The sequence below is a fragment of the Prevotella sp. P6B1 genome (genome assembly GCF_000702825.1).
Lineage (GTDB): Bacteria > Bacteroidota > Bacteroidia > Bacteroidales > Bacteroidaceae > Prevotella.
The window spans coordinates 15,263-38,295 of sequence record NZ_JNKF01000003.1 but is presented as its reverse complement, the minus strand read 5'-3'; the positions used below and the strand labels follow the sequence as shown (position 1 = coordinate 38,295).

General features: G+C 47.9%; 15 protein-coding genes. 7 read left to right on the top strand and 8 right to left on the bottom strand.

Going from position 1 to position 23,033, the window contains the following annotated elements; all coding sequences use genetic code 11:
• Nucleotides 1-27 precede the first annotated feature (27 nt).
• From T495_RS0100810 to T495_RS0100790, 5 genes are read left to right on the top strand one after another with little or no spacing between them, the layout of a single operon-like run.
• The gene (locus T495_RS0100810) at nt 28-5,397 is read left to right on the top strand and encodes an alpha-2-macroglobulin family protein (protein WP_033147269.1); all 5,370 of its coding nucleotides are present in this window, start codon (nt 28-30) and stop codon (nt 5,395-5,397) included.
• Nucleotides 5,398-5,399: 2 nt separating this feature from the next.
• Entirely contained in the window at nt 5,400-6,473 is a 1,074-nt protein-coding gene (locus T495_RS0100805) for a DUF1573 domain-containing protein (protein ID WP_051651789.1), read from the top strand.
• A gap of 19 nt (nt 6,474-6,492) precedes the next feature.
• Nucleotides 6,493-7,587, top strand: coding sequence for a methylmalonyl Co-A mutase-associated GTPase MeaB (gene meaB, locus T495_RS0100800; RefSeq protein ID WP_028902600.1), 1,095 nt, complete (start codon nt 6,493-6,495; stop codon nt 7,585-7,587).
• On the top strand, nt 7,584-8,465 hold the full coding sequence (locus T495_RS0100795) for a 4-hydroxy-3-methylbut-2-enyl diphosphate reductase (RefSeq protein ID WP_028902601.1): 882 nt from the start codon (nt 7,584-7,586) through the stop codon (nt 8,463-8,465). Before meaB ends, T495_RS0100795 begins: the two co-directional genes overlap by 4 nt.
• Nucleotides 8,465-9,133, top strand: a complete 669-nt coding sequence (locus T495_RS0100790) for a B3/4 domain-containing protein (protein WP_028902602.1) — start codon at nt 8,465-8,467, stop codon at nt 9,131-9,133. The genes T495_RS0100795 and T495_RS0100790 overlap by 1 nt, the downstream gene beginning before the upstream one ends.
• 97 nt (nt 9,134-9,230) lie before the next feature.
• Here the strand turns inward: T495_RS0100790 and T495_RS0100785 are convergent, their stop codons facing one another.
• Genes T495_RS0100785 through T495_RS0100760 form a run of 6 tightly spaced genes read right to left on the bottom strand, consistent with a single transcriptional unit; the run spans nt 9,231 to nt 19,233 of the window.
• On the bottom strand, nt 9,231-10,493 hold the full coding sequence (locus T495_RS0100785) for a hypothetical protein (RefSeq protein ID WP_033147268.1): 1,263 nt from the start codon (nt 10,491-10,493) through the stop codon (nt 9,231-9,233).
• 43 nt (nt 10,494-10,536) lie between these two features.
• Nucleotides 10,537-13,050 carry a TonB-dependent siderophore receptor gene (locus T495_RS0100780; RefSeq protein ID WP_033147267.1) on the bottom strand — a complete coding sequence of 838 codons (2,514 nt, stop codon included), beginning with the start codon at nt 13,048-13,050 and terminating at the stop codon, nt 10,537-10,539.
• Nucleotides 13,047-13,865: a sensor histidine kinase gene (locus T495_RS0100775; RefSeq protein WP_028902605.1), complete on the bottom strand. Its 819-nt coding sequence runs from the start codon at nt 13,863-13,865 to the stop codon at nt 13,047-13,049. The genes T495_RS0100780 and T495_RS0100775 overlap by 4 nt, the downstream gene beginning before the upstream one ends.
• Nucleotides 13,862-16,516: an ATP-binding protein gene (locus tag T495_RS14980; protein ID WP_051522940.1), complete on the bottom strand. Its 2,655-nt coding sequence runs from the start codon at nt 16,514-16,516 to the stop codon at nt 13,862-13,864. The genes T495_RS0100775 and T495_RS14980 overlap by 4 nt, the downstream gene beginning before the upstream one ends.
• 12 nt (nt 16,517-16,528) lie before the next feature.
• Nucleotides 16,529-18,070, bottom strand: coding sequence for a hypothetical protein (locus tag T495_RS0100765; RefSeq protein ID WP_028902606.1), 1,542 nt, complete (start codon nt 18,068-18,070; stop codon nt 16,529-16,531).
• Entirely contained in the window at nt 18,067-19,233 is a 1,167-nt protein-coding gene (locus tag T495_RS0100760) for a PP2C family protein-serine/threonine phosphatase (RefSeq protein WP_028902607.1), read from the bottom strand. The genes T495_RS0100765 and T495_RS0100760 overlap by 4 nt, the downstream gene beginning before the upstream one ends.
• Before the next feature lie 263 nt (nt 19,234-19,496).
• On the opposite strand from T495_RS0100760, the gene trmB reads away from it, so the two are divergent.
• Both trmB and T495_RS0100750 read left to right on the top strand, forming a co-directional pair.
• Complete coding sequence (gene trmB / locus T495_RS0100755; protein WP_028902608.1) at nt 19,497-20,267, top strand: tRNA (guanosine(46)-N7)-methyltransferase TrmB; 771 nt, start codon at nt 19,497-19,499, stop codon at nt 20,265-20,267.
• A gap of 4 nt (nt 20,268-20,271) precedes the next feature.
• Nucleotides 20,272-21,399 (top strand): Mrp/NBP35 family ATP-binding protein, encoded by a 1,128-nt coding sequence (locus T495_RS0100750; RefSeq protein ID WP_028902609.1) that lies wholly within the window; start codon nt 20,272-20,274, stop codon nt 21,397-21,399.
• Between the two features lie 37 nt (nt 21,400-21,436).
• On the opposite strand, the gene T495_RS0100745 is transcribed toward T495_RS0100750, so the two are convergent.
• Both T495_RS0100745 and T495_RS0100740 read right to left on the bottom strand, forming a co-directional pair.
• On the bottom strand, nt 21,437-21,970 hold the full coding sequence (locus T495_RS0100745; RefSeq protein WP_028902610.1) for a DUF805 domain-containing protein: 534 nt from the start codon (nt 21,968-21,970) through the stop codon (nt 21,437-21,439).
• 17 nt (nt 21,971-21,987) lie between these two features.
• A complete protein-coding gene (locus T495_RS0100740) occupies nt 21,988-23,004 on the bottom strand; it encodes a branched-chain amino acid aminotransferase (protein WP_028902611.1) in 1,017 nt (338 codons plus the stop codon).
• Nucleotides 23,005-23,033: the final 29 nt, after the last annotated feature.

The window sequence follows — 23,033 nt, the reverse complement described above, 5'->3', positions numbered from 1 at the left end:
ATAGTTAAACCAATTAAAACGGGCTTTATGAGAAAGATTTTATTGATTACTATAGCTTTGATCATACCAATGTTCATCTTCGGACAGTCGTATGCTTCACTTTGGAAGAAAGTGTCGGATGCTGAAGAGAAAGACCTGCCCAAGACCCAGTACGAGGTACTGCAGCAGATAGTGACCAAGGCTCAGAAGAAGAAACAATACGGACAGCTGCTGAAGGCTGAGCTTATGGGAGCTCAGACTATGGCTGCCATCGCTCCCGACTCGCTGAAGCCTGAGATCAATCGTATAGTAAATCGCTATAACGCTGCTACCGATAAGGTGCTACGGATGGTATATCAGGCCGTATTGTGGCAGATTTCTGACGAGAACTATAGTCTGGCACTTGGATATAAGAAACCCGTTCTGACACCTGAACTGTGCCAGATGCTGGCCAAGACGAAGGATAAGAGTTTTGAACCGTTTGTGATACTGGGTACTGACGCATCGGTGTTTGGTAACGACATGCTGAGCGTGATAGGTGCTGAATTGGAAGACTATCAGTTGATGCGCGACTATTATAGCAAGGTGGGCAACCAAAAGGCTGTGAGTTTGCTCGATGCAAAACTGGCTGTAGAGCGCTATCATACCCTGTCGTATGCCACACCTGCGGCAGAGAGGATCACCTATATTGATGACGCAGTAGCAAAGTGGGGCAAGTGGTCTGTTATCAATGAACTGCGCAACGAGAAGACACGACTGACTAACCCGCAGTTCCGATTGCAGTACGAACTGCAGGTGGTTCGTCCTATGCAGGCACAGAAGGTGGAGCTGAAGGACCTGCGCAATCTGTCGCAACTCACTATGACGGTATATCCCGTGAAGTGTGAGGGCGATTTTGAGTATTCGCCGCAAAACGAGAAGGGGTGGGTTAAGATTAAACCACTGTTGGGGCGGCCTGTAATCAACAAGACAATCAAGTTTGCTACCCGCCCTGCTTATGAGGAATTTGACGATTCGCTGATGCTTGACGGACTGCCAGTGGGCATGTATATGGTGGAGTTTAAGAGTAACCCCACGACTGAGGTGGTGCGAACAATGTATCATGTGTCTAACGTTTACACTATCGCCGAGACGCAGCCCAATAACCGCATACGCTATGTGGTAGTGAATGCCACAACAGGTCAGCCCATAGCTGGTGCACACCTCAAGATAAAGGAGCGCAGAAGCTATCGCGACGAGAAAACATACATAGGCGAGACCAACAGCAAGGGTGAGTATATCTTCTCGACAGAAGATGTGACACGCACCCGCACGGTGTTTGCCTATACGAATGATGACAAGGCAAGTGCTGTGTTGAGCGGCGCTAATCGCTATGACTACTACGAGGCTGACGGTGTGCGCAAGCAGACGGCCATATTTACTGATCGCAGCATCTATCGCCCTGGTCAGACCCTTCATGCTTCAGCTTTGGCCTATCAGGTGATTCACGGCACAGAGCAGACGGTATGTATAAAGCAGGATATGACGTTTACACTGCGCGATGCCAACTATAAGGTGGTGGCTGAGAAGAAGGCTGTGACTGATGAGTTTGGTGTGGCTGCTGTCGACTTTACGCTGCCATCAAGCGGACTGACAGGTATGTTCACCATTCAGGTAAACAACAACTCACTACGTGTGCGTGTAGAGGAGTATAAGCGTCCCACATTCCATGTAGATTTTGCTGATTACAAGGAAGTCTATAAGGCAGGTGATACAATCGACGTGAAGGGTACTGCACTAAGTTATGCAGGTGTACCTGTTCAGGATGCCAAAGTGGCTTATAAGGTAATGCGTCGCACAGCCCTCTGGTGGTGGTCGTATAGTCGCTATTATGACGAGGGGGCCTTTGGTTATAGCAATCAAGGCAAAGTGATATTTGCTGGCGAGGCTACCACCGATGCTGATGGTAACTTTACAGTAAAAATGCCACTGACGATGCCTGAATCAGAGCATCCGATGTTCTACAACTTCGTGGTTGAGGCCGATGTGACAGACGTGGCTGGCGAAACACATCATGGTCAGCTGTCGTTGCCTCTGGGCAATCGCCCAACAGCACTGAGCATCGACGTGGCAGAAAAAGTGTTGGTTGAGGATCAGCCCACAGCTACATTCCATCTGCGCAATGCCGCAGGGCAGGATATCGATGCAGAGGTACGCTATCGCATAGATAATGGCGAATGGATTAATGCCAAGACCAATCAGCAGATAACATTGGCTAAGTTGGCTTCAGGCAAGCATTGTGTGGAGGCTAAATACGACGATCAGACAGTAGAAAAGACTGTTGTCATCTTCTCGCTCAACGATGAGAAACCTGCTACTGATACTGACGATTGGTTCTACCAGTCGGCAGGGCAGTTCCCCAATGATGGCACACCTGTTACTATCCAGGTAGGCTCGTCTGCTCAGGATGTACATATCGTATATAGCATTTTCTCGGGCAAGAACCTGATAGAGCAGGGGAGTGTGGATCGTAATAATCAGTTGATTAATCGCAAGTTTACATACAAGGATGCGTACGAAAACGGACTGCTGCTTACCTACGCATGGGTGAAGAACGGCAAGTGCTATACCCACTCAGCGCAGATTCAGCGCCCAATGCCTGACAAGAAACTTACCTTGGAGTGGGCCACCTTCCGCGATCGACTGACACCAGGACAGCAGGAAGAGTGGACGCTGACCATCAAGGATGCAGAAGGCAAACCCGTTGACGCCAATCTGATGGCGACACTCTATGATCAGAGTCTCGACCAGATAGCTAAGCATCAGTGGTCGTTCAGTCCATATCTGTGGGTTCCACTGCCAAGTACCAGTTGGAAGTATCAAGCCACTCGCAACTTCTATGAGAGTTGCGCTCGTTCGTGGAACATGCTTGATGAAAGCGGAATACGTTTCAGTCGTTTCGACCGCGATGTTTATCCCAATGGTTATCGCGTGTACAGTATTCGTGGTTCAAGAATTAAGTTGGGACGTTCGATGGGACTTGAGGCAGCGGATGAAATGATGCTGATGGATGCTGCTCCTGCAATGGCTAAAAATACGGTGGAGTTTGCTGCTCCTGTAGTTAAATATGATATGGAAGACGCCAAGGAGGCTGTCGAGACTTCGAGCGCTGGTAGTGCTGATTCTGATGAAAATCAAACAGAAGATGTACAGATGCGTGAAAACCTGAACGAAACCGCTTTCTTCTATCCACAACTCACTACGGATATGGATGGTAGTGTGGCCATCAAGTTTACTCTGCCTGAGAGTCTGACTACTTGGCAGATGCTTGGTTTTGCTCACACGCGCGAACTCTATTATGGTAACATCGAGGCTGAGACTGTAGCCAAGAAGGATGTGATGATTCAGCCCAACATGCCTCGCTTCATCCGCGAAGGCGATAAGGCTACCATCTCAGGTCGCATATATAATACAGGCGCTAAGAACCTGCAAGGCAAGGCAACACTGAAATTGATAAATGCCGAGACCAATGCGGTAGTCTACGAGAAGACTCAGCAAGTATCGCTAAAGGCTGGCGAGACCACATCAGTAACATTCGATGTGGAAAGTTCAAACTTCAAACTTCAAAGTTCAATGTTAATCTGCAAGATGAGCGTAAGCGGCAAGGGATTCAGCGATGGCGAGCAGCACTACCTGCCCGTATTACCTGCCAGCGAGCGTGTAACTATCGCCCTGCCTATCACCCAGCATCAGACTGGTACAGAGACTATCGACCTCTCGAAGCTGGTTCCTGCTGGTGCCAAGAATACAAAACTCACACTCGAATACACCAATAATCCTGTTTGGCTGATGGTGCAGGCGCTGCCTACGCTGGGGGCACCCCGCGATGACAATGCCATCTCGTTGGCAGCCTCGTTCTATGCCAATGGTATCGGTAAACATACCATCGACCATAATCCACAGATCAAGCCTGTGTTTGAGGCTTGGCAACAGGAGAAGGGCCATGAGACATCGCTCACATCTCAACTTGAGAAGAACCAGGAACTGAAAGATGTGGTTCTGAATGAGACACCCTGGGTGATGGATGCTGACAACGAGACAGAACAGAAACATCGTATGGCAGACTTCTTCGACGCGAACCTGATGAATAATCGTCTGGACAAGTGTGTGGAGAAACTACAGAAACTACAAAATGATGAGGGCGCTTGGACATGGTATCCTGGTATGCCTGGCTCGTTCTATATGACTGTGGCAGTAAGCGAGATGCTGGTACGACTGAATGCTCTCACTGAGAAACAGAGTGCCACAAGTGATATGCTTAATAATGCCTTTAGCTTTATGGGCAACGAGATAGTTGACCTGGTGAAGGAACTGAAGAAGTTCGAGAAGAAGGGCGAGACAGTCAGCTTCCCCAGTTACAAGGCTTTGCAGTGGCTCTATCTGGTTACTCTTGATGGTCGCACACTTCCTGCCGATGTACAGGCTGCTAACGACTATCTCATCGAGTTGCTGAAGAAGGATATCAAACGTCAGAGTATCTACGACAAAGCTCTCTCGGCTGTCATCTTCTCAAAGGTTGATACGCAGCGCGCAAAGAAATATGCCCAGTCGTTGAAAGAGTACACCGTGTTCCGCGAGGATATGGGGCGCTATTACGACACGCCACGTGCTGGTTACTCATGGTTCGACTATAAGATACCAACTCAGAGTATTGCTATCGAGGCGCTTCAAATGATAACGCCTGATGACTTCCAGACCATCGACGAGATGCAGCGCTGGTTGCTTCAGCAGAAGCGCACTCAGGCATGGGATACACCTATCAACAGTGTTAATGCTGTATATGCCTTCCTCAAAGGACAGGAGTTCCGTTTGGTACAGAACCAGCCAAAGGCTACCATCAACCTCGATGCACGCACGGTGGCTCAGCCTAAGGCTACGGCTGCTCTGGGCTACGTGAAGACCCAGTTGCCCAAGGGCAAGCGCCTCACCATCCGCAAGACCAGTGATGGTACATCATGGGGTGCTGTCTATGCCCAGTTCTTCCAGAAGACGGAAAATATCGCTGATCACGGTAACGGATTGACCATCAAGAGAGAAATCCTGAATAAGGATTTGAAGGTTGGTGATCGTGTGAAGGTACGTATCACCATCACTGCCGATCGTGACTACGACTTTGTTCAGGTGGTAGACAAGCGTGCTGCATGTATGGAACCAATCAAACAACTCAGTGGTTATCATCATGGTGGTTACATCACTCCTCGTGATAACACCACATGCTACTTCTACGATATGCTATCGAAGGGTACCCATGTGATTGAAACAGAATACTACATAGATCGTGCAGGAACCTACGAGACAGGTACTGCAACAGTAGAGTGCGCCTACTCGCCTGAGTTCCGTGCTGTAACCCATTCGCAAACAATTAATATTACTAAATAAAGATGAGAATTCCAAAGTATATCTATTTATCATTGTTCTTTGTACAATGCTTCGTGTGCGACGCGCAGGCGCAGCGCCTGACAGTCAAGACCACTACTATCGATGTAGGGGCTACGGGCTACGAACAGCCTGTCACTGCCACGTTCGAACTGCGTAATAAAGGTCTGCGCCGACTGGTTATCGAGAGTGTAAAGCCTGATTGTGGCTGTACGCGTATCGAGTATCCTAAGGAGGTGGGTGTGGGTGACAGGTTTACCATCAGGATGACCTACGATGCACGACAGTTGGGCCATTTCCAAAAGATGTGCCTGGTGAAGAGCAACGGTACTAAAAAACCGTTCTACCTCACCATGAAAGGTGTGGTGAAGTCGGACTACAGGGATTATTCGGGCGACTATCCCATTGCTTTGGGCGACCTGCTGATGGATGCCGATGCCATCGAGTTTGATGATATCAATAAGGGCGATGTGCCAGTGAAGGAGATACACCTCTTTAATAATGGTAAGAAAGCCTTGCGACCTAACCTGATGCATCTGCCACCGTATCTCTCGGCCATTACCAGTCCTGATCATCTGCTGCCTGGTCGTTCGGCCACTATCACTGTGAAGTTGCTCTCTGACAAGCTGCGCGACTATGGCCTGAACAAGACCACGCTCTATATGGCGCATAACCCTGGTGACAAGGTGAAGCAGGAGAATGCCATCGAGGTGGTGACCGTATTGCTGCCCGATATGAAGCAGTTTGAGAAGGGCAATAAAGACTTGGCACCACAGCTACAGATGTCGAGTACCGATGTTGACTTTACTGATTTCGGAGGTAAGAGCAAGAAGTCGGCTACTGTGGCGCTATCAAATATGGGACATTCATCACTGAAGATTACTTCGCTTCAGCTCTTTACCGGTGGTCTGAAGGTAACCCTTTCTAAGAGTGTTATTGAACCAGGACAGAGTGCCCATCTGAAGATTACGGGCTATGCCGATGAACTTCAGAAGCTTCGCACACGTCCGCGTATCCTCATGATTACCAACGATCCTGACCATGCTAAGGTGGTGGTCAATATCAACATTAAGAAATAACCCCTTTATTCTTCATTGTATGGAACATCCGGAAAACAGTTCAGAATATGCAGGTCTGCAGGTGAACAGTGGGGTCAACCAGCCTCCTATTGTCAATCCCTACCTCAAGCGCAATCGTCGGCGAGAACTCTCGGTAGGCGAAATGGTTGAGGGAGTGCTCAAAGGCGATGTTACTATCCTCTCACAGGCTGTCACCCTTATCGAAAGTACGAATCCTGATCATCAAGCGCGGGCGCAGGAGGTCATCAATAAGTGTCTGCCCTATAGTGGTAACTCCGTTCGTATTGGAATCAGTGGTGTGCCAGGTGCTGGTAAAAGCACATCGATTGATGAGTTTGGGATGCATGTGCTCAAGGAGAAGGGCGGAAAGTTGGCTGTGCTGGCTATCGACCCCAGTAGTGAACGTTCTAAGGGCTCTATTCTGGGGGATAAGACTCGTATGGAGAAGCTGGCGCAGCATCCGTCGTCGTTTATCCGTCCCAGCCCATCGGCAGGCTCGTTGGGCGGTGTGGCGCGCAAGACGCGTGAGACTATCATCCTTTGCGAGGCTGCAGGATTTGATAAGATTTTTGTCGAGACCGTAGGCGTGGGACAGAGCGAGACCGCCTGCCACTCGATGGTGGATTTCTTCCTGCTCATTCAGGTGGCGGGTACGGGCGACGAGTTGCAAGGCATCAAGCGTGGTATCATGGAGATCTCGGATGGTATAGTTATCAATAAGTGTGATGGTGATAATGTGGACCGTTGCCAGATGGCTGCTACCAACTTCCGTAATGCACTTCACTTCTTCCCTATGCCTGATAGTGGCTGGACACCACAGGTGCTCTGCTACAGCGGTTTCTATGGCACGGGTATCAAGGAAATCTTTGACATGATCTACCAGTATATCGACTTTGTCAAGGCCAATGGCTACTTCGACTATCGACGTAACGAGCAGTCGAAATACTGGATGTATGAGAGCATCAATGAGCAGCTACGCCTTAACTTCTACAACAATCCCGCCATCCGTGCTCAGTTGCAACCTGCTGAACAGTTGGTGCTGGCTGGGCAGAAGACAAGTTTTGTGGCTGCGCAGGATTTATTGGATATGTATTTTGACTTATTAAAGAAATGATTCAGATTGAGATTGATAACGGCAGTGGCTTTTGTTTCGGAGTGACCACCGCCATCAAGAAAGCCGAGGAGGAGCTTGCCAAAGGCGAAAAGCTTTATTGTCTGGGCGATATTGTACATAACGGTATGGAGTGCGAGCGCCTACGTGAGATGGGGCTTATTACCATCAATCACGACGAGATGCGCCAGCTGCATCATGCCAAAGTATTGCTGCGTGCCCATGGCGAACCTCCTGAGACCTACGAACTGGCTCGTCAGAACGACATTGAGATTATCGATGCCACTTGTCCTGTGGTACTCAAACTTCAGAAACGTATAAAAGAACAATATGACTCCAATACGTTTGCGGGTGAGGTACAATCCCCTGCCCAGATTGTCATCTTCGGCAAGAAAGGTCATGCCGAAGTGCTTGGGCTTGTTGGACAAACCCAGTCGAGAGCCATTGTTATTGAGAGTAGTGACGAGGTGACTAAACTGGATTTCTCGCGCGACATCTATCTCTATTCGCAGACTACTAAGTCGCTCGACGAGTTCCGTTGTATTATCGACTATATTAAGACGCATATCTCGCCAACGGCCACTTTCAAGAGCTTTGATACCATCTGTCGTTCGGTGGCCAACCGCATGCCCAATATCTCGCAGTTTGCTGCCAAGCACGACCTTATCTTATTCGTGTGCGGACGTAAGAGCTCAAATGGAAAAGTGCTCTACAATGAGTGTCTGAGTGTTAACCCTAATTCTCACCTTGTCGAAGCCCCTCAGGAGATTGACCCTTCGTGGCTTGATGGTATCCATAGCGTAGGTATCTGTGGAGCCACCAGCACCCCTCGTTGGCTCATGGAGCAATGCCGCGACGCTATTCAGGAGATGCAGCAATGATACAGGTTAGAGTTTCTGATGAGATTTCCAGCGTGTGCCCCGAGTTTGTAGGTGCCTGCGTTGAGGCTCAGGTGGTCAATACGCCATATAACGACCGCCTTTGGAATGCCATCCACCAAGTGGAACAGCGCCTGCGTAGCGAACTGACTACCGAGAGCGTTAAGTTGCAACCCAGTATTGCTGCCACCCGTGCAGTTTATAAGCGTTGTGGCAAGGATCCTTCGCGCTATCGTCCAGCCAGCGAACAGCTCATCCGCCGCATGTTGCAGGGCAAGGAGTTGTATCAGATTGATACGCTGGTCGACCTCGTAAACCTTGCTTCGATAGCCTATGGCTATAGCATTGGCGGTTTTGATGCCGATAAGTTCGTGGGAGGTGAACTTGTGTTAGGTGTTGGCCGCGAGGGCGAGCCTTATGAAGGTATAGGGCGTGGTCCTTTGAATATAGCCGGTCTGCCCGTGTACCGTGATGCAGAGGGTGGGGTAGGCACGCCTACCAGTGACCATGAGCGTACCAAGATGACGCTTAGTACCACTCACCTTGTAGTGCTCATTAACGGCTATGATGGTGACGAGGCCCGTGTATTGGCTAATGCCCAATACATTCAGCAGTTGCTTATCGACTATGCCCAAAGCGATGGTGGTACCGTCACTATCTACAAAAAATAACCAGGGAAATCCATTTCTTACCCTAACACTAACCCCGCGATAGTATCATACTATAGCGGGGTTAGTGTTATACTAAAGCAGAGTTAGTGTTAGGGTATCATTTGTTGCAACGCTGGGTATAGAATTGCAGGAAGTCGGACCATTTATAATAGGGATAGCTCTGGGTTGGAACAGGCAGCTTGGCCTCGTTGCCATTGAGTAGGCATTTCACTAAGGTGTCGGCACCAGGCTTGTTGCTGCGGTAGAAGATGAGCTGGATGTTAGAAGCCTTGCAGGTTTCCCAGTTTTGATAGATGTTCTTTACCTCGTAGGGGTCTTCGGGGTCGAGGTCGGCACCATTGATGCCCATGAGCACGGTAAGCGGGCCGATGCAGGTGTCGTGCCCGAAACGCAGGTCGGCCACATGGTCGCTACTGCCATCGATAGCAGCAGAGGCTTTCTGCAGAATATCCTGCAAGATAGGAATCATCTGATACTGCGGACCGAATACCCATGAGTAGGCCCCCAGGTTCCCGCCTTCCCACTCAGAGGCAATTTCCTCGTCGCTCACAATACCCTCCATCATGCCCTCGTGGCCAATGCTGGGCAGCGAGGTGTAGAGGTTGATAAGGTTGCTGGTGATGTGGTGGATGTTGCCAGGCAACCCTTCGGTGCTCACGAACATGCGTTTGGCAATCTTGTCGCGTAGCCCGTGCTCGCGCTTAAAGTTTTTCATGTTCTTCTCGTAGCGGGGCTTGACGTATCTGGGGTAGTTGTGCTTCACTGGATTCTGTCCGTCGGTAGGCACTACAGCATCAAGTGTGAAGCGCGATGACTGCTCGCGGATTTCAAGTTTGGGATTGCATTGCACCAGCTCCTGACAGAAGGCCGACATGCTGAGCACGCAACGGCCTACCAGCGACGATATGGCCAGCACATTGCCGCCCTTCTTGAAAACCTCGGGGAAGTTGTTGTACATGATGCGGGCGATGCCCTGATGCTGTTGCCATCCCAGTTCGGTGAGTTCGCTGACACCTGTTTGTAGTTCCTGTTTGGCTGCCATGAACTTCTGGCGGAAAGTCTCGCCCACGGGAGTGAGCAACTGTTTCTGATGAGCAGTAGTAAGCAGGGTGTCGAGTTCTTTGTAGAGCGAACTGCTCCAGTAGTAGCGTGAGCCATGCCGTGCGTAGTGACTGATGTAAAAGGGCTTGTAGCCACTTGGTGCCTTTGTGAGTCGAGGAATTGCCAACTGGTACGGATAGTCGTTGCCGTATGCTTTACGAGGATCGGCCTTCAACTGGTCGATAGCTGATGTTGGCTGCCCCCAGACAGCTGTCGCTGAAAGGAGTATGAAAACAACTGAGAAAAAGACTTGTTTCATGTTTATAATGAGTTGATTGTATTTATTGTTTAACAAATGAGAATCATATCTTGATACCTATGCTGGCTGTGAACCAACGTCCTTGCTGAGGGATGATGTTGGTGTTCATTCCGCTACGGTAGTAACGTGTGCCCAGCAGATTGTGGATGTTCAGCCCGAAGGTGATGTTCCCTAAGGCATACTCGCCACCGAGATTCAGAATAGCGCGGGCCGACATCTCTTTGTGCAGGGTGACGTATTTGACGGTAGAGAGCGCTTCTTTCCAGGCGGCATCAGCCTGTTCTGTCATACCCATGCTCTCGTACGTCAAATATTGGTAATAGCTTACATAGCTGTGGATATACTTCTCAAGGTCTGCATTAAAGGATTCTTGGCGTCCCTCAAAGCATAGATGCGTATGAAGTTTCAGCTGAGGCGTTGCCTGCCAACCGAGTACGAGATTTGACATGATAGCTGGCGTATTGTTGTTGGTGTCAATAATATTGGAATAGTCAGCTGATAAGGCTTCTGGAAGTCCCAGATCTATGAGATTCGACCTAAAGGTATGCGTCCAGGTCAGATTCCAGTTGGCGCTGAATTGTGGCTGCTTGTAACTGGCCATCAACTCTACGCCGCAGGTCTTGTTCTGGCTGGCGTTACTATAGTCAAGGAGGCTGGTCAGAATCAAATCGGTAGCACGGTTGTAGAAACCGTTGATTTCGAAGTCAAATCCCTTCTTCCAGTTGTTTCCTGCAAAGGAAAGCTGGAACGAATGTACGCGCTCTGGCGATAGGGGGATTGGATCTGCACTGCTTTCGCTCATTAGTGTTGTCATCACGTTGGCCTTGCGATAGATATAAGGCGCATCGACAAACGATTTTGAGTAGCTGAGTCGGACGCTCCATTTGGGACGTAGCAGGATGAGGGCTATGCGAGGCGACAACTCACGTATCTTCGAATGGTCGTAGCGACTCTTATAGTCGTATCGCATACCTGCGTTGAGGATGAACGAACGCCACTGGTGTTTCAGCTGTAGGTAGGCATCGGCACTGTTCTCTCTACCTATTCCTGCATCGCGCAGGGTTGGAGATTCTGGGATGGCTTCTTCAAAATTGTAGCCTATTTGGTAGCGGAAATCATCGAGTTGGAAGTGGTCGAACTCGGCACCGAAACCGATATTGCCTTTATGGTCATCGCCCAAGGTATAGGCATAGTTACCTTTTAGCTGGAAACCATAATCCTGTTCCTGCCCGTTGACGTAGCGCGACAGACCACCACTATTTGTGAACATGTCGAGCATCGCCTCAGGCAATGGGAGAATCAAACTAAGGGTGGGAACAGCTGCATCGCTGACAACCTGATAGCGTGTCAGGTCCGATTTGTCGTATGTGGCTGATACTTTTAGACTGAGGTCGCCTAATTTGTGGCTGTAGCTCAGGTCGGCATGATGTGAATAGACACTGAAACAGGGAGCTAATCCGTTGAATGTGCGATAGCGGTCGTAATCGTACGAGAGGGCCAGCGATGCTAATGTAAATGGGGATACAATCTGTGAGAAATGCGTGTCGTACATGAACTGTATGCCCTTATAACCCAGTTGAAGACCGAAGTCGTAGGTCGGATGGTCACCGACACGGCCGATGCGGACATAGTCAACTGGCATACTAACCTGACTCTCACCTTTACGTTCGTTGGTCACATTGTATTTCTCGCCGCTGTTGCGATACACACTGCCCCAGATGAGCATGTCGATATCGAAATAGCGCTTGCCGAACAGGGCATCAACTTTGATCTGCCCGTGGTTACCAGTGGTAGCTTTAGCTTGCATGCCGTCAACATCGGCGCCTTGCTTGGTGATGATGTTGACCACAGCGGTTAGTGCTACGCCACCATAGAGCGAAGAGGCTGGGCCACGCAGAACCTCAATCTGTTTTATTTTCTCTAAAGATACGCTGTAGTCAGGGGCGGAAGTATTAGTGGCAAAGCTATTCATGCGGTGGCCGTTAAGCATGATGAGAATTTTCTCCTGGGTATTACTGTAGATGCCACGCATGGCGATGTTGATATCGTCGTTACAGTCAATGATATTCATACCTGGCACATAGGCAGCCAGCACTTCCTGCAGGTTGCGTGCGCCACTGAATTCAATCATCTCTGCAGTGATAAGTGTTGTGGGAACAGGTACCTCGGCCAGACTCTCAGCCTGGCTGGATGCTGTGGTGATAGTGGCTGTCATACCAGCCTTAATGCTGTTGATGATATCTACAAAAGCAGCTGGGTCGTTCGACGATGGGGTATAGTAGGGATTTTCCTGCAATAACTGCTTGGCGTACTGTTCTGTCTGTTTGATGTCGTAGCTTGCCAGATGGCTGAGGGCAATGAGATGGAGGGCGTTCTGTCGCAGGTTACCATGAAATGAACTGAGATTCTCCATTAATGCCTCGCGCGCCTGTTCTATACGTCCTACTTGGTAGTCGCTCTCAGCCTGGACATACACCTCACGCATCCTTGTATCGTTCTGTGCATGTACCAAACTGGCGCTGAGTAGGAAGAGTAATATGGTGATACTTTTTTTCATTTCTTGATGGGGATTGTGAAGGTGAAGGTGGTGCCCTGACCTAAGGTCGTATTGAATGTGAGCTTTCCACCATGTTTGTTCTCAATAATGTCGCGCGTAATACTCATGCCAAGGCCTGTACCATGACCTATCGGCTTGGTGGTGAAGAAGTTCTCAAACAGCCGTTGTTGCACTTCGTCGCTCATGCCTTCGCCATTATCAGTAATACTAATTACCAGGTTGTTGTCTTGGGTGGCTACATTGATGCTGATTTCAGGAGTATAATCATTGCCTATCTCCTGTGCCTTTCTCCATACCGCATAGCAAGCATTATTCATTACGTTTAGTACAGCGCGGCTCAAGTCCTGTGGTATAACCATCATCTGTGGCATATTGTCCTGATACTGTTCGTGGATAGTGACATTAAATCCCTGATAGTTTGCGCGCATGGCATGATATGAGAGGTGAGTGTACTCCTTAACGATATGGCAGATGTCGGATGGCAGAAACTCGTTCTCTTTGCCGCGCGATACGAGCAGGATGCCTTGGATAATGCTTACAGCCCGTTCGCCATTCTCCTTGATCTGAGTCATATTTTCCTTGATGTCGGCTACAATGTCGTAGAGATCCTCTCGATCGCTTTCTGGCATATGGTCAGCATTGTCTTCCACAACGGCGGTCAGATCGTCTAGCAACTTGTTGGTCATCTTAGAAAAGTTGATGACAAAGTTCAATGGGTTTTGTATCTCGTGTGCAATGCCTGCACTCAGTAAACCGAGTGAAGCCAACTTCTCCTGTTTTTGTAGTTGCTCTTTTAATTGCTCAATCTCATTCATACCGATTTCGTTTTAGGTAATATGATCGTAAACTCTGTGTATTCGTCCTTAACTGACGCTACGCTGATTTCGCCACCATGGTTCTGCACAATCTCACGACTCAGGTACAGACCCACGCCTGCTGCCTCGCCAGTGGTCTTTGTGGTGAAGAATGGATCGAAGACCTTGGGGAGAATCTTCTCTTCGATGCCGATACCGTTGTCGCAGATCTTTAGTACGTACTTGTTTCCGTCATCGCTAACGTTGAGCTTAACCTCTGGTTGATAGGATGTGCGCTGTGCCTTTTTTACAACAGCATAGATGGCATTACCTATCAGGCTCATCATAGTTTTGCTCAGCATATCGGGGTTACCATGTAAGGGCATAGCACTTGTGGGCAGGTTGAAGGAAATATGAATGTTGTATTGCTCCTGCTCCTTGGCAAAATAGTTGCGTACCATCTTCTCATCCTGCTGCAGTACAGGCAACATATCCATATCCACATAACCGCCAGTACGGTCTTTCAACATCTCCTCCATGGCTTTAAGTGTGCGCGTGGTGTTCTGACCATATTGATCGACCGACGTGAGATTCTCTGTCAACATGCCGAGCACGTCGAGCGTGTCTTCGTAGTCGTCGGCATTCATATTGTCTTTATTGTGGTCGATGTTCTCTTTCAAATCTTTCAGCAGATCGTTCGACATCTTTGAGAAGTTGATGATATAGTTCATCGGATTTAATATACGGTCAATCAGTCCTTCTGTCAGTTTACCCACCGTTGCCATCTTCTCTTGTCTGATCAGCTCGCTCTGTGCATTGCGCAGGTCGGCAGTACGTTCCTCAACGATATGCTCCAACTTGATCTTATCTTTCTGCAGTCGCTTAAGTCGGTAGCGAAATAGTAGATACATCAGATAAAACAATGCGAGGCAGTAGAGTACCACCATGTACCAGCGCATTAGCAACGGATAGGCGATACTGAAATTGATGGTGGTCACATCCGATAGCTCGCCATTAGCCAGCTGAGCCTGAACGCTTAGGGTGAATGAACCGTAGGGCAGGTTAAGAAATTCAATATCCTGCTTTTCTGTCCAAGAACTCCATTTGTTATGATTCAACTTATATCGGTACAGAGTCTTTCCGGATAGTGGTACACTGTTGAGGGTGTAATAGAAATGCAGATGTCTCTCGTTGCTACCAAACTGTTCGAAACTCTGGGGCATCTTGCCGTAGCCGCCCCATAACACGCTGTCATTACCCATGGTGATGGCGCTGAAGCGTACGGTGCGGCAATCGGTGAGTTTTGCCAGTTCTTTCTTGTCGGTGTCGATAATAGCTAGGATTTCATCGCCACCTATCCATATTTGGTTTCCGTAGCGGTATTGGGCTTTGATTTCAATGTCGCTGAGTGGCATAAGTAGATTCTTGGGCAGCTCGTCAATGGGAGCTCTTTGTTTTCCGGGGTATTTACCAATGGTTTTGCCGTGGACATTCATGAACCAGAGATCGCCTTGCGCATTTTTACGGATGTCTGTCACCAATGGTAAGTCGTTTTCTTTCGCCTTCATTTTGAAATCTTGCTGATAACACCATACACCATCAGGTTCGCCAGCGTACACCTTGTTGCCATCGACCAGCATGGAGGTGGTTGAGTTTGTGGTTAATCGACTTACATTCCCGCCTCGTGTAATGCGGTAAATGCCACTCGATGTTGCTGCTAACAGTTCGTCGCGGCTTTTGCATAGTGTCCAGCAGATATTGCTGATCTCAGGCATGCGTTTGCATTGTCTTTGAGCCATTGTGAATAGGCCGTTGCTGGTTCCTACATATATCTTGTTGTTGAAGGCTATGATAGTGTGAACCTCTCCTGTTAACCCATCTTTTGGCAGGAAATAGCTGTATACTGATGGCAGTTCTATCGAGAAAATTCCGTGAAGGGTTGCCCCCCAGAGTCTGCCGTGTCCATCGTAGGCCAGATAAGCCACCTGATTAGAGCAGAGACCGTTGGCTTCGGTGATAGTGTAGAGCTCGTGGCCTTGACTATCGGCAATAATCAGACCTTTGTTCTTCTTGACTTTAACCTGAAGGCCTCCGCCAATATCTTCTGTCTGAGTGATATCTTTGAGTAGTGCGTCTTTACTATCGGCTTTCAGAGCCTCGAGTGATACGATGTCCGACTCCACACCAATCCTGAAATTTGCATTGGTGTGCTTGTGCAGTACAAAAGAGTTGTTGCGTACCTCGTAGATATTGTTGTCACTGGCCACGAACTGTAAGCGCCCTTCGTCTTCGAAAATCTCCATTACTTCACCGTTGAACATTCCGTCGTTACCGAAGGTTTGCATCATTAGTTCACCGTTGGCGCGTTTCTGCAAACGAGCAAAGAAGTTGTAGCCGCCTACCCAGATAGTATTGTTGCTGTCGCGGTAAATTACTGTGACGCGACTGATACCTGGGGTGTGGATCATACGCCATTGGGCGTGATCGTAGTACAGTAGTCCTTCAAAGTTTGCTATATATATGGTGCCGTCTTCTCCCGTCTCGATGTCGTAGCATCGATTGTGTCCGCCATATTCGGCAGCTGTGTAGTTTCTAATCAGTGGTAATCCCTGTGCTAAGCAATGGATAGTTGATAGCAGGCAGATAACGAGTATTTTGATGGTCTTAATCATAGTTCTTAATGCTTAATTCTCAACTATCAGTTTTTTGTATGGAATACCCTTTCCTACGTAATAGTTCCACTCCTCCTGTGTTAGATTGCGGTTGACTTTCTGACGTATGCGTTGGGCAATCTGCTTTAGCGAGATGAGGTATCGGGTCATGGTACCGTTGTAATTACCTGTCCAGATGTAATCCTTGTCGTTGCTAAAGGTGAAATTGGTCAACCAACTGCCCGACTGGAAAAGCGTGATGGGGGTTATCTGCGTATCACCTGTCATCCAAAATAGCAGCTTGCCATCATAACTGGATGAATAGAGACGTCTCCCGTTGATTTTCATTTTGGTGATTTTTGAGAGATGACCCGCCAGCTTGTGCATCTTGCCGTGTTTGTCAACCAGCCAGATGATTCCGTCATTCATGCCATAAGCGCTCAGGTGTTCGTTGGCACTGCTGGCAAAGGCTGTTACTAATCCTTGTACAGGAACTTTCTCGTTGGTCATTTTGTCGAGACCGTTCACAAGATGCATGTAGCCCTTATTATCGAACAAAAGAGGCTTATTGTCTCGTCTGCCTGTGCAGCTCACACGGAAATTCAATTGACGCATGCCAATTATTCTATCTGTTGTTATATCTAATAAGGCTAAGCTGTTTTCGCTGATAATCAGTAACTGTCGTCCATTGTTCATGAGTTTAAGACTGAAGGGGCGTTCCATGTTTTCCAGCGTGACGATGCGTGGATGATTCTGTTCAATCACCACTAAATGACCTGTATGACTGATGACGTAGTCTTTGCCGTTTTTTGAAGAGAAAGCATCGCGGAAACAGTAGTGCTTGTCGCTCATTAACCGTGTGGTCTGCATCTGATTTCCCTGCATTTTGTGAGCGTATATTTCGCCATAGGTACTTACTGTCAACAGACGGTCGTTATTCGGCGATGTCTCGATACACGTAATGCTGCCATTATGGATGTTGAAATTTTGGCGACCTCCTGCTGATTGTATCAAAGCTTGAAATACCGCGGGAGCATATAAATCACCATTGTAGTCTTTGGTATATTGATATGAGGCATAGGCCAGAATGTTACCTAACTCCGTATCGCCAGTTTGGAAAATGGCGTACGATTGGGATCCAAGCGTGCGTCCTAACGAAATGTAGTTCAGCGTGTCGGTCACCTGCTTTGCGTGTTCAGCCTGGCGGCGCTGTGATTCGGCCATCTGGTAGGCATCAATAGCTTCCTGAGCTGATAGTTCGGCGAAACCCTGGGCTTGGATAGCCTTTTGTCGTTCAGCCTCCGAGCGGAGTGTCATCTTTTGGGCTATCTCCGACTGGAGGATGGCCTCGCGACTGCGCTCCTCAGAGAGAACTTGCTGGCCGTAGGCTATCTCCTCCATTTGCTTGCTTACTCGACGGTCAACTTCCGACTGCTTCTCCTTTTTGCGCAATGCGTTTATCTGCGACTCCAACTCGCTGATGCGCTCGTTGTCACTATGATGCATATAGAGTCCAATTGCTATTGCTACCACTAATAGCATGCTCAGACTACCTATGATGATATTTCTAATCATTTTCGTTTGAGTATCAACATGGTGATATCGTCGCTCTGTTCCGCATCCTCTACAAAGGTCTTGATGCCTGCTTTAATAGATTCTACCATCTGCTGGCAACTCTGATGGGGCATACTAACCAATATCTGGTTTAGTCGTTCCCTGCCGAATTCCTCGTAAGCCGGATTCATTGCCTCAGTCACGCCATCTGTGTACATTACCAGTGTGTCGCCATGTTCCAGTTGTAGTGTTTCTTCTTGGAAGTCTAAACCATCCAAGGCCCCCACGATGGTATTCTTGGATAGGGGCAATCCCTCTATAGTGCCGTTGGCATGTAATAGGTGTGGGGGATTGTGGCCTGCATTGCAATAATTGATGAATCCCGTCTTTGTGTTGTAAATGGCGTAGAATACCGTTATAAACATGCTGTCCACAGAATAGGCGGCCAGTAGCCGATTTGATTCAGTCATGCATTCACGGGCACTATCGCATTGCTTACCTTTCGAGTGAATCATTGTACGACTCACAGCCATAAATAAGGCTGCGGGTATGCCTTTGCCACACACGTCGGCAATGACCAAGGCTATGCGATCATTGTCAATGCGGAAGAAATCAAAGAAGTCGCCACCTATATCCTTGGCAGCTTCCATTGAGGCGTAAATATCCAGTTTGTCGATGTCTTCGGGGAAGGGCGGGAAAACCTGTGGTAGAATATACTGTTGTATATCTCTAGCTATTGTCAGGTCTTTTTTCAGTGATTCCAATTGAGTGTGCTCCTTCTGTGTTTCATGTACAAAACGAATCTGCTCGATAGCCTTCTCGATTGTCAGACTTAGGTCGTCCATGTCTATTGGTTTCGTGGCAAAGTCAAAAGCACCGTTGTTCATGGCCTGTCGAATGTTTTTCATGTCGCCATAAGCACTCACCATTATCACGCGTAAGGCGGGATTGTTCATCTCGTTTACCTTGGCCAACAACGTCAGTCCGTCCATTTCTGGCATATTAATGTCGCTCAGGATAATCTCGATGTCAGGGTGATTATATAGTATGGCAAGTGCCTCCAAACCATTGTGGGCAAAATAGAATTCATATTCGCCGTTTCGTATCTTGCGTCTGAAGTATTGTTTCATCAGCAACTCCAATGGTGCCTCGTCGTCTACACTCAGAATCTTTATTGTAGCCATATCAAAAGTTTTTTGTTTTTAGTAAAGAATGGTACAAAGGTACAATTTTTCTACATAATTTAGATAGAAAAACATTTTTTTTTTTAAATAATTATGCTTTAATAGTTGTTTTTAGGTGTTGTTATGTTACAAAGAATGCCTCACTATGATGTGGGCATCCTTTGGCTCTGATTGTATATACGTACCTCGTTCTACACAATGTTTTTGGAGAAAAATTTGGATATTTGCGCGCTTATTCGTAACTTTGCAGCACAATTTTAATTATGGGAAAAGGAAAGTTAGCTAAATTTGCGGACATGGAAACGTACGGGAATGTGTTCCAATATCCGTTTTCGGTGATTGAGAATGTGCCCTTTGAAATGAAGGGGCACTGGCACGAGCAGTATTTCCACAACAATAGCCCGATAGTACTGGAACTTGGTTGCGGTAAGGGAGAGTATACAGTGGAACTGGCCAAATTGTATCCCGATATGAATTTTATTGGCGTTGACATTAAGGGCGCACGAATGTGGACGGGAGCGACACAGGCCTTGAACGAGGAACTGAAGAATGTGGCTTTTCTGCGTACGAATATTGAAATAATTGAACGTTTCTTTGCTGAGGATGAAGTGCAGGAGATCTGGCTAACATTCAGCGATCCGCAGATGAAGAATCCGCGTAAGCGATTGACATCTACCTATTTTATGAACCGCTATCGTAAATTTCTGGTGGATGGTGGCGTGATACATCTGAAGACAGACTCGAACTTCCTGTTCACCTATAGTAGCTATATGGTAGAGAAAAATTCGTTGCCCGTGATTTTCCGTACAGAGGATCTGTATCACGATGGGCGTATCGACGATGTTACGAAGAAAATCCTGGCTATACAGACTTATTACGAAGGAATGTGGATAGCTCGCGGATTGAATATTAAATATATGAAATGGAACTTGCCTCGTACAGGCGAACTGGTAGAGCCTGAGGTGGAGATTGAACTGGATGACTATCGCAGCTATCACCGATCGAAGCGTAGCAGTTTGGATAAAGCAAAATAAGAAGATGGAAAACGTAATATATCCCAAAATGGTGATGGATGCCTTGGCTACGGTAACGTATGCTGGCACCAAGAAGAATCTTGTAGAGAGCGGTATGGTGGCTGATACACCGGCGGTGGCTGCTCCACAGCAGGATGGTGAAAACTGGAAAGTAAAGGTGGTTCTGGAGTTCCCACGTGATACAGATCCGTTCCTTAAGTCTACTGTAAAGGCTGCTGAGGCGGCTGTTAAATACTACTGTGGTAAGGATGTAGAGGTAGATATTGAAACAGAATTCAAGTCAAAGCCACGTCCAGAGGTTGGCGAGATGCTTCCTGGTGTGAAGAATATCATTGCTGTGAGTTCTGGCAAGGGTGGTGTAGGTAAGAGTACTGTATCGGCTAACTTGGCTATTGCTTTGGCCCGACTGGGTTATAAGGTTGGTCTGCTGGATACTGATATTTTCGGTCCGTCGATGCCAAAGATGTTTCATGTTGAGGACGAGCAACCTTACGCTGTGAAAAAGGATGGCAGGGATTTGATCTGTCCGATTGAGAAATATGGGGTAAAACTTCTGTCGATAGGTTTCTTTGTATCACCTACTACAGCCACGCTTTGGCGTGGTGGTATGGCTACGAGTGCGTTGAAGCAGTTGATAGCTGATGCCGATTGGGGTGAACTGGACTACTTTATTCTGGATACACCTCCAGGTACCAGCGATATTCACTTGACATTGCTACAGACATTGCCTATCACAGGAGCGGTAATCGTGTCAACCCCACAGCAAGTGGCACTGGCTGATGCACGTAAGGGTATTGATATGTACCGTAATGAGAAGGTTAACGTGCCTATATTGGGACTAATAGAGAACATGGCATGGTTTACGCCTGCCGAACTGCCAGAGAATAAGTATTACATCTTTGGTAAGGAGGGCTGTAAGCAGTTGGCCGAGGAAATGCAGGTGCCGTTGCTTGCTCAGATCCCGTTAGTGCAGAGTATTTGTGAGAATGGTGACAAGGGTGAGCCTGCTGCACTTAGTAGCGACACTGCTACTGGTTTGGCTTTCATTAACCTGGCACAATCGGTTGTTACAGTAGTGAATAGGAGAAATAAAGAAAAACCTGCGACGAAAATCGTTGGCATGAATAAATAAGAAAAGCCTCGCTCAACATTCGAGCGAGGCTTTTTCTTTAAGCTTCTGTTTCGTTGATATATTTTGGCGATTCACCGTATTGGTTGGGCTCTGGTTTGCTGTCGAACAAACACATGATAAACACGATGAGTGCCATGAGTCCGTGGATGAAGGAAAGGAGCCCAATGCATGCCATCTCACCCATGCCGTTCTCAACAATCTTCTCCATGGCGTGCTGGCTTATAGAGCCGTAGCTTGCTTCTTCCATGAGCTTGTTCATGGTTGTGGATGTTGAGAAATAGAGATTGAATAAACATCCTAAGGCATAACTAATGTAAACCCATAGTGCACTCTTTCCAGAGTCGTGCAGTCGACGAGCAGTTGCTGCCAGACCGAAGAACATGGAGATGATGGAGGTGATGGCATTAACCAGCAAGTTAGAGGTGAACATATCGAGAATCCATCCCGCAACTATAACCACCAGCATCCACCACCAGAATTCTGAGCGACGGCTACGACCTTTGAAATCCAAAATGCGGCTTGAGGCCAGTTTGATGGCCTCTACAAATCCGAGTGTAGGTAGCTCTTTCATACTTGCGAATTCTCGGATTAGTCGATGACAATAGTTGTCCAACCGTGCTTGTCTTCAATCTCTCCGTACTGGATGCCACGCAGAGTGTCGAACAGTTTCTTTGACTGTGGTCCTGGTTTTTCGCCGAATGAATAGCGTTTGCCGGTGTCCAGGTCGTCAATGTATGAAATAGGTGAAATCACTGCTGCAGTTCCGCAAGCACCTGCCTCCTCGAAAGTCTCAAGTTCTTCCTCAGGAATAGGACGACGTTCAACCTTCATGCCTAAGTCCTCAGCAACCTGCATCAGACTCTTATTAGTGATAGAGGGTAGGATAGAGGTCGACTCAGGGGTGATATAGGTATTGTTCTTGATACCAAAGAAATTGGCTGCGCCGCACTCGTCAATGTATTTCTTTTCCTTGGCGTCGAGATAGAACTCGCATGCATAGCCCTTCTCGTGAGCCAGATTGTTGGCAAAAAGCGAAGCAGCGTAGTTTCCGCCTACTTTATACTTACCTGTGCCCAGAGGGGCTGAGCGGTCGTAATCACGAACGATGACGTAAGGATTGCTTGAGAAACCTCCCTTGAAGTATGGGCCAACTGGAGTGACAAAGATGAGGAAGCAGTATTCCTTAGCAGGGTGAACGCCTACCTGTGCGCTGGTGCCGATGAGTAACGGGCGAATATAAAGTGTGGCGCCACTTTCGTAGGTTGGAATCCATTCCTGGTTGAGGCGGACTACTTTCTTGACCATTTCTGTAAACAGTTCGGTTGAAACCTCTGGCATCATGATTCCTCGACAGGTGCTTTGCAGGCGCTTGGCGTTCTCATCAACACGAAAGACGCGCACCTTGCCGTCTGGGCAGCGATAGGCTTTCAGACCCTCGAATGCCTCCTGACCGTAATGCAGGCAGGTTGCTGCCATGTGCAGTTTCAGATACTCGTCGGAGCAAACTTCTATTTCTCCCCATTCCCCGTCGCGATAGTAGCAACGTACATTGTAGTCGGTCTTCATGTAGCCAAATGACAGACTACCCCAATCCAAATTCTTCATATTTCTATTTTTTTTCTATGTTAAAGTTT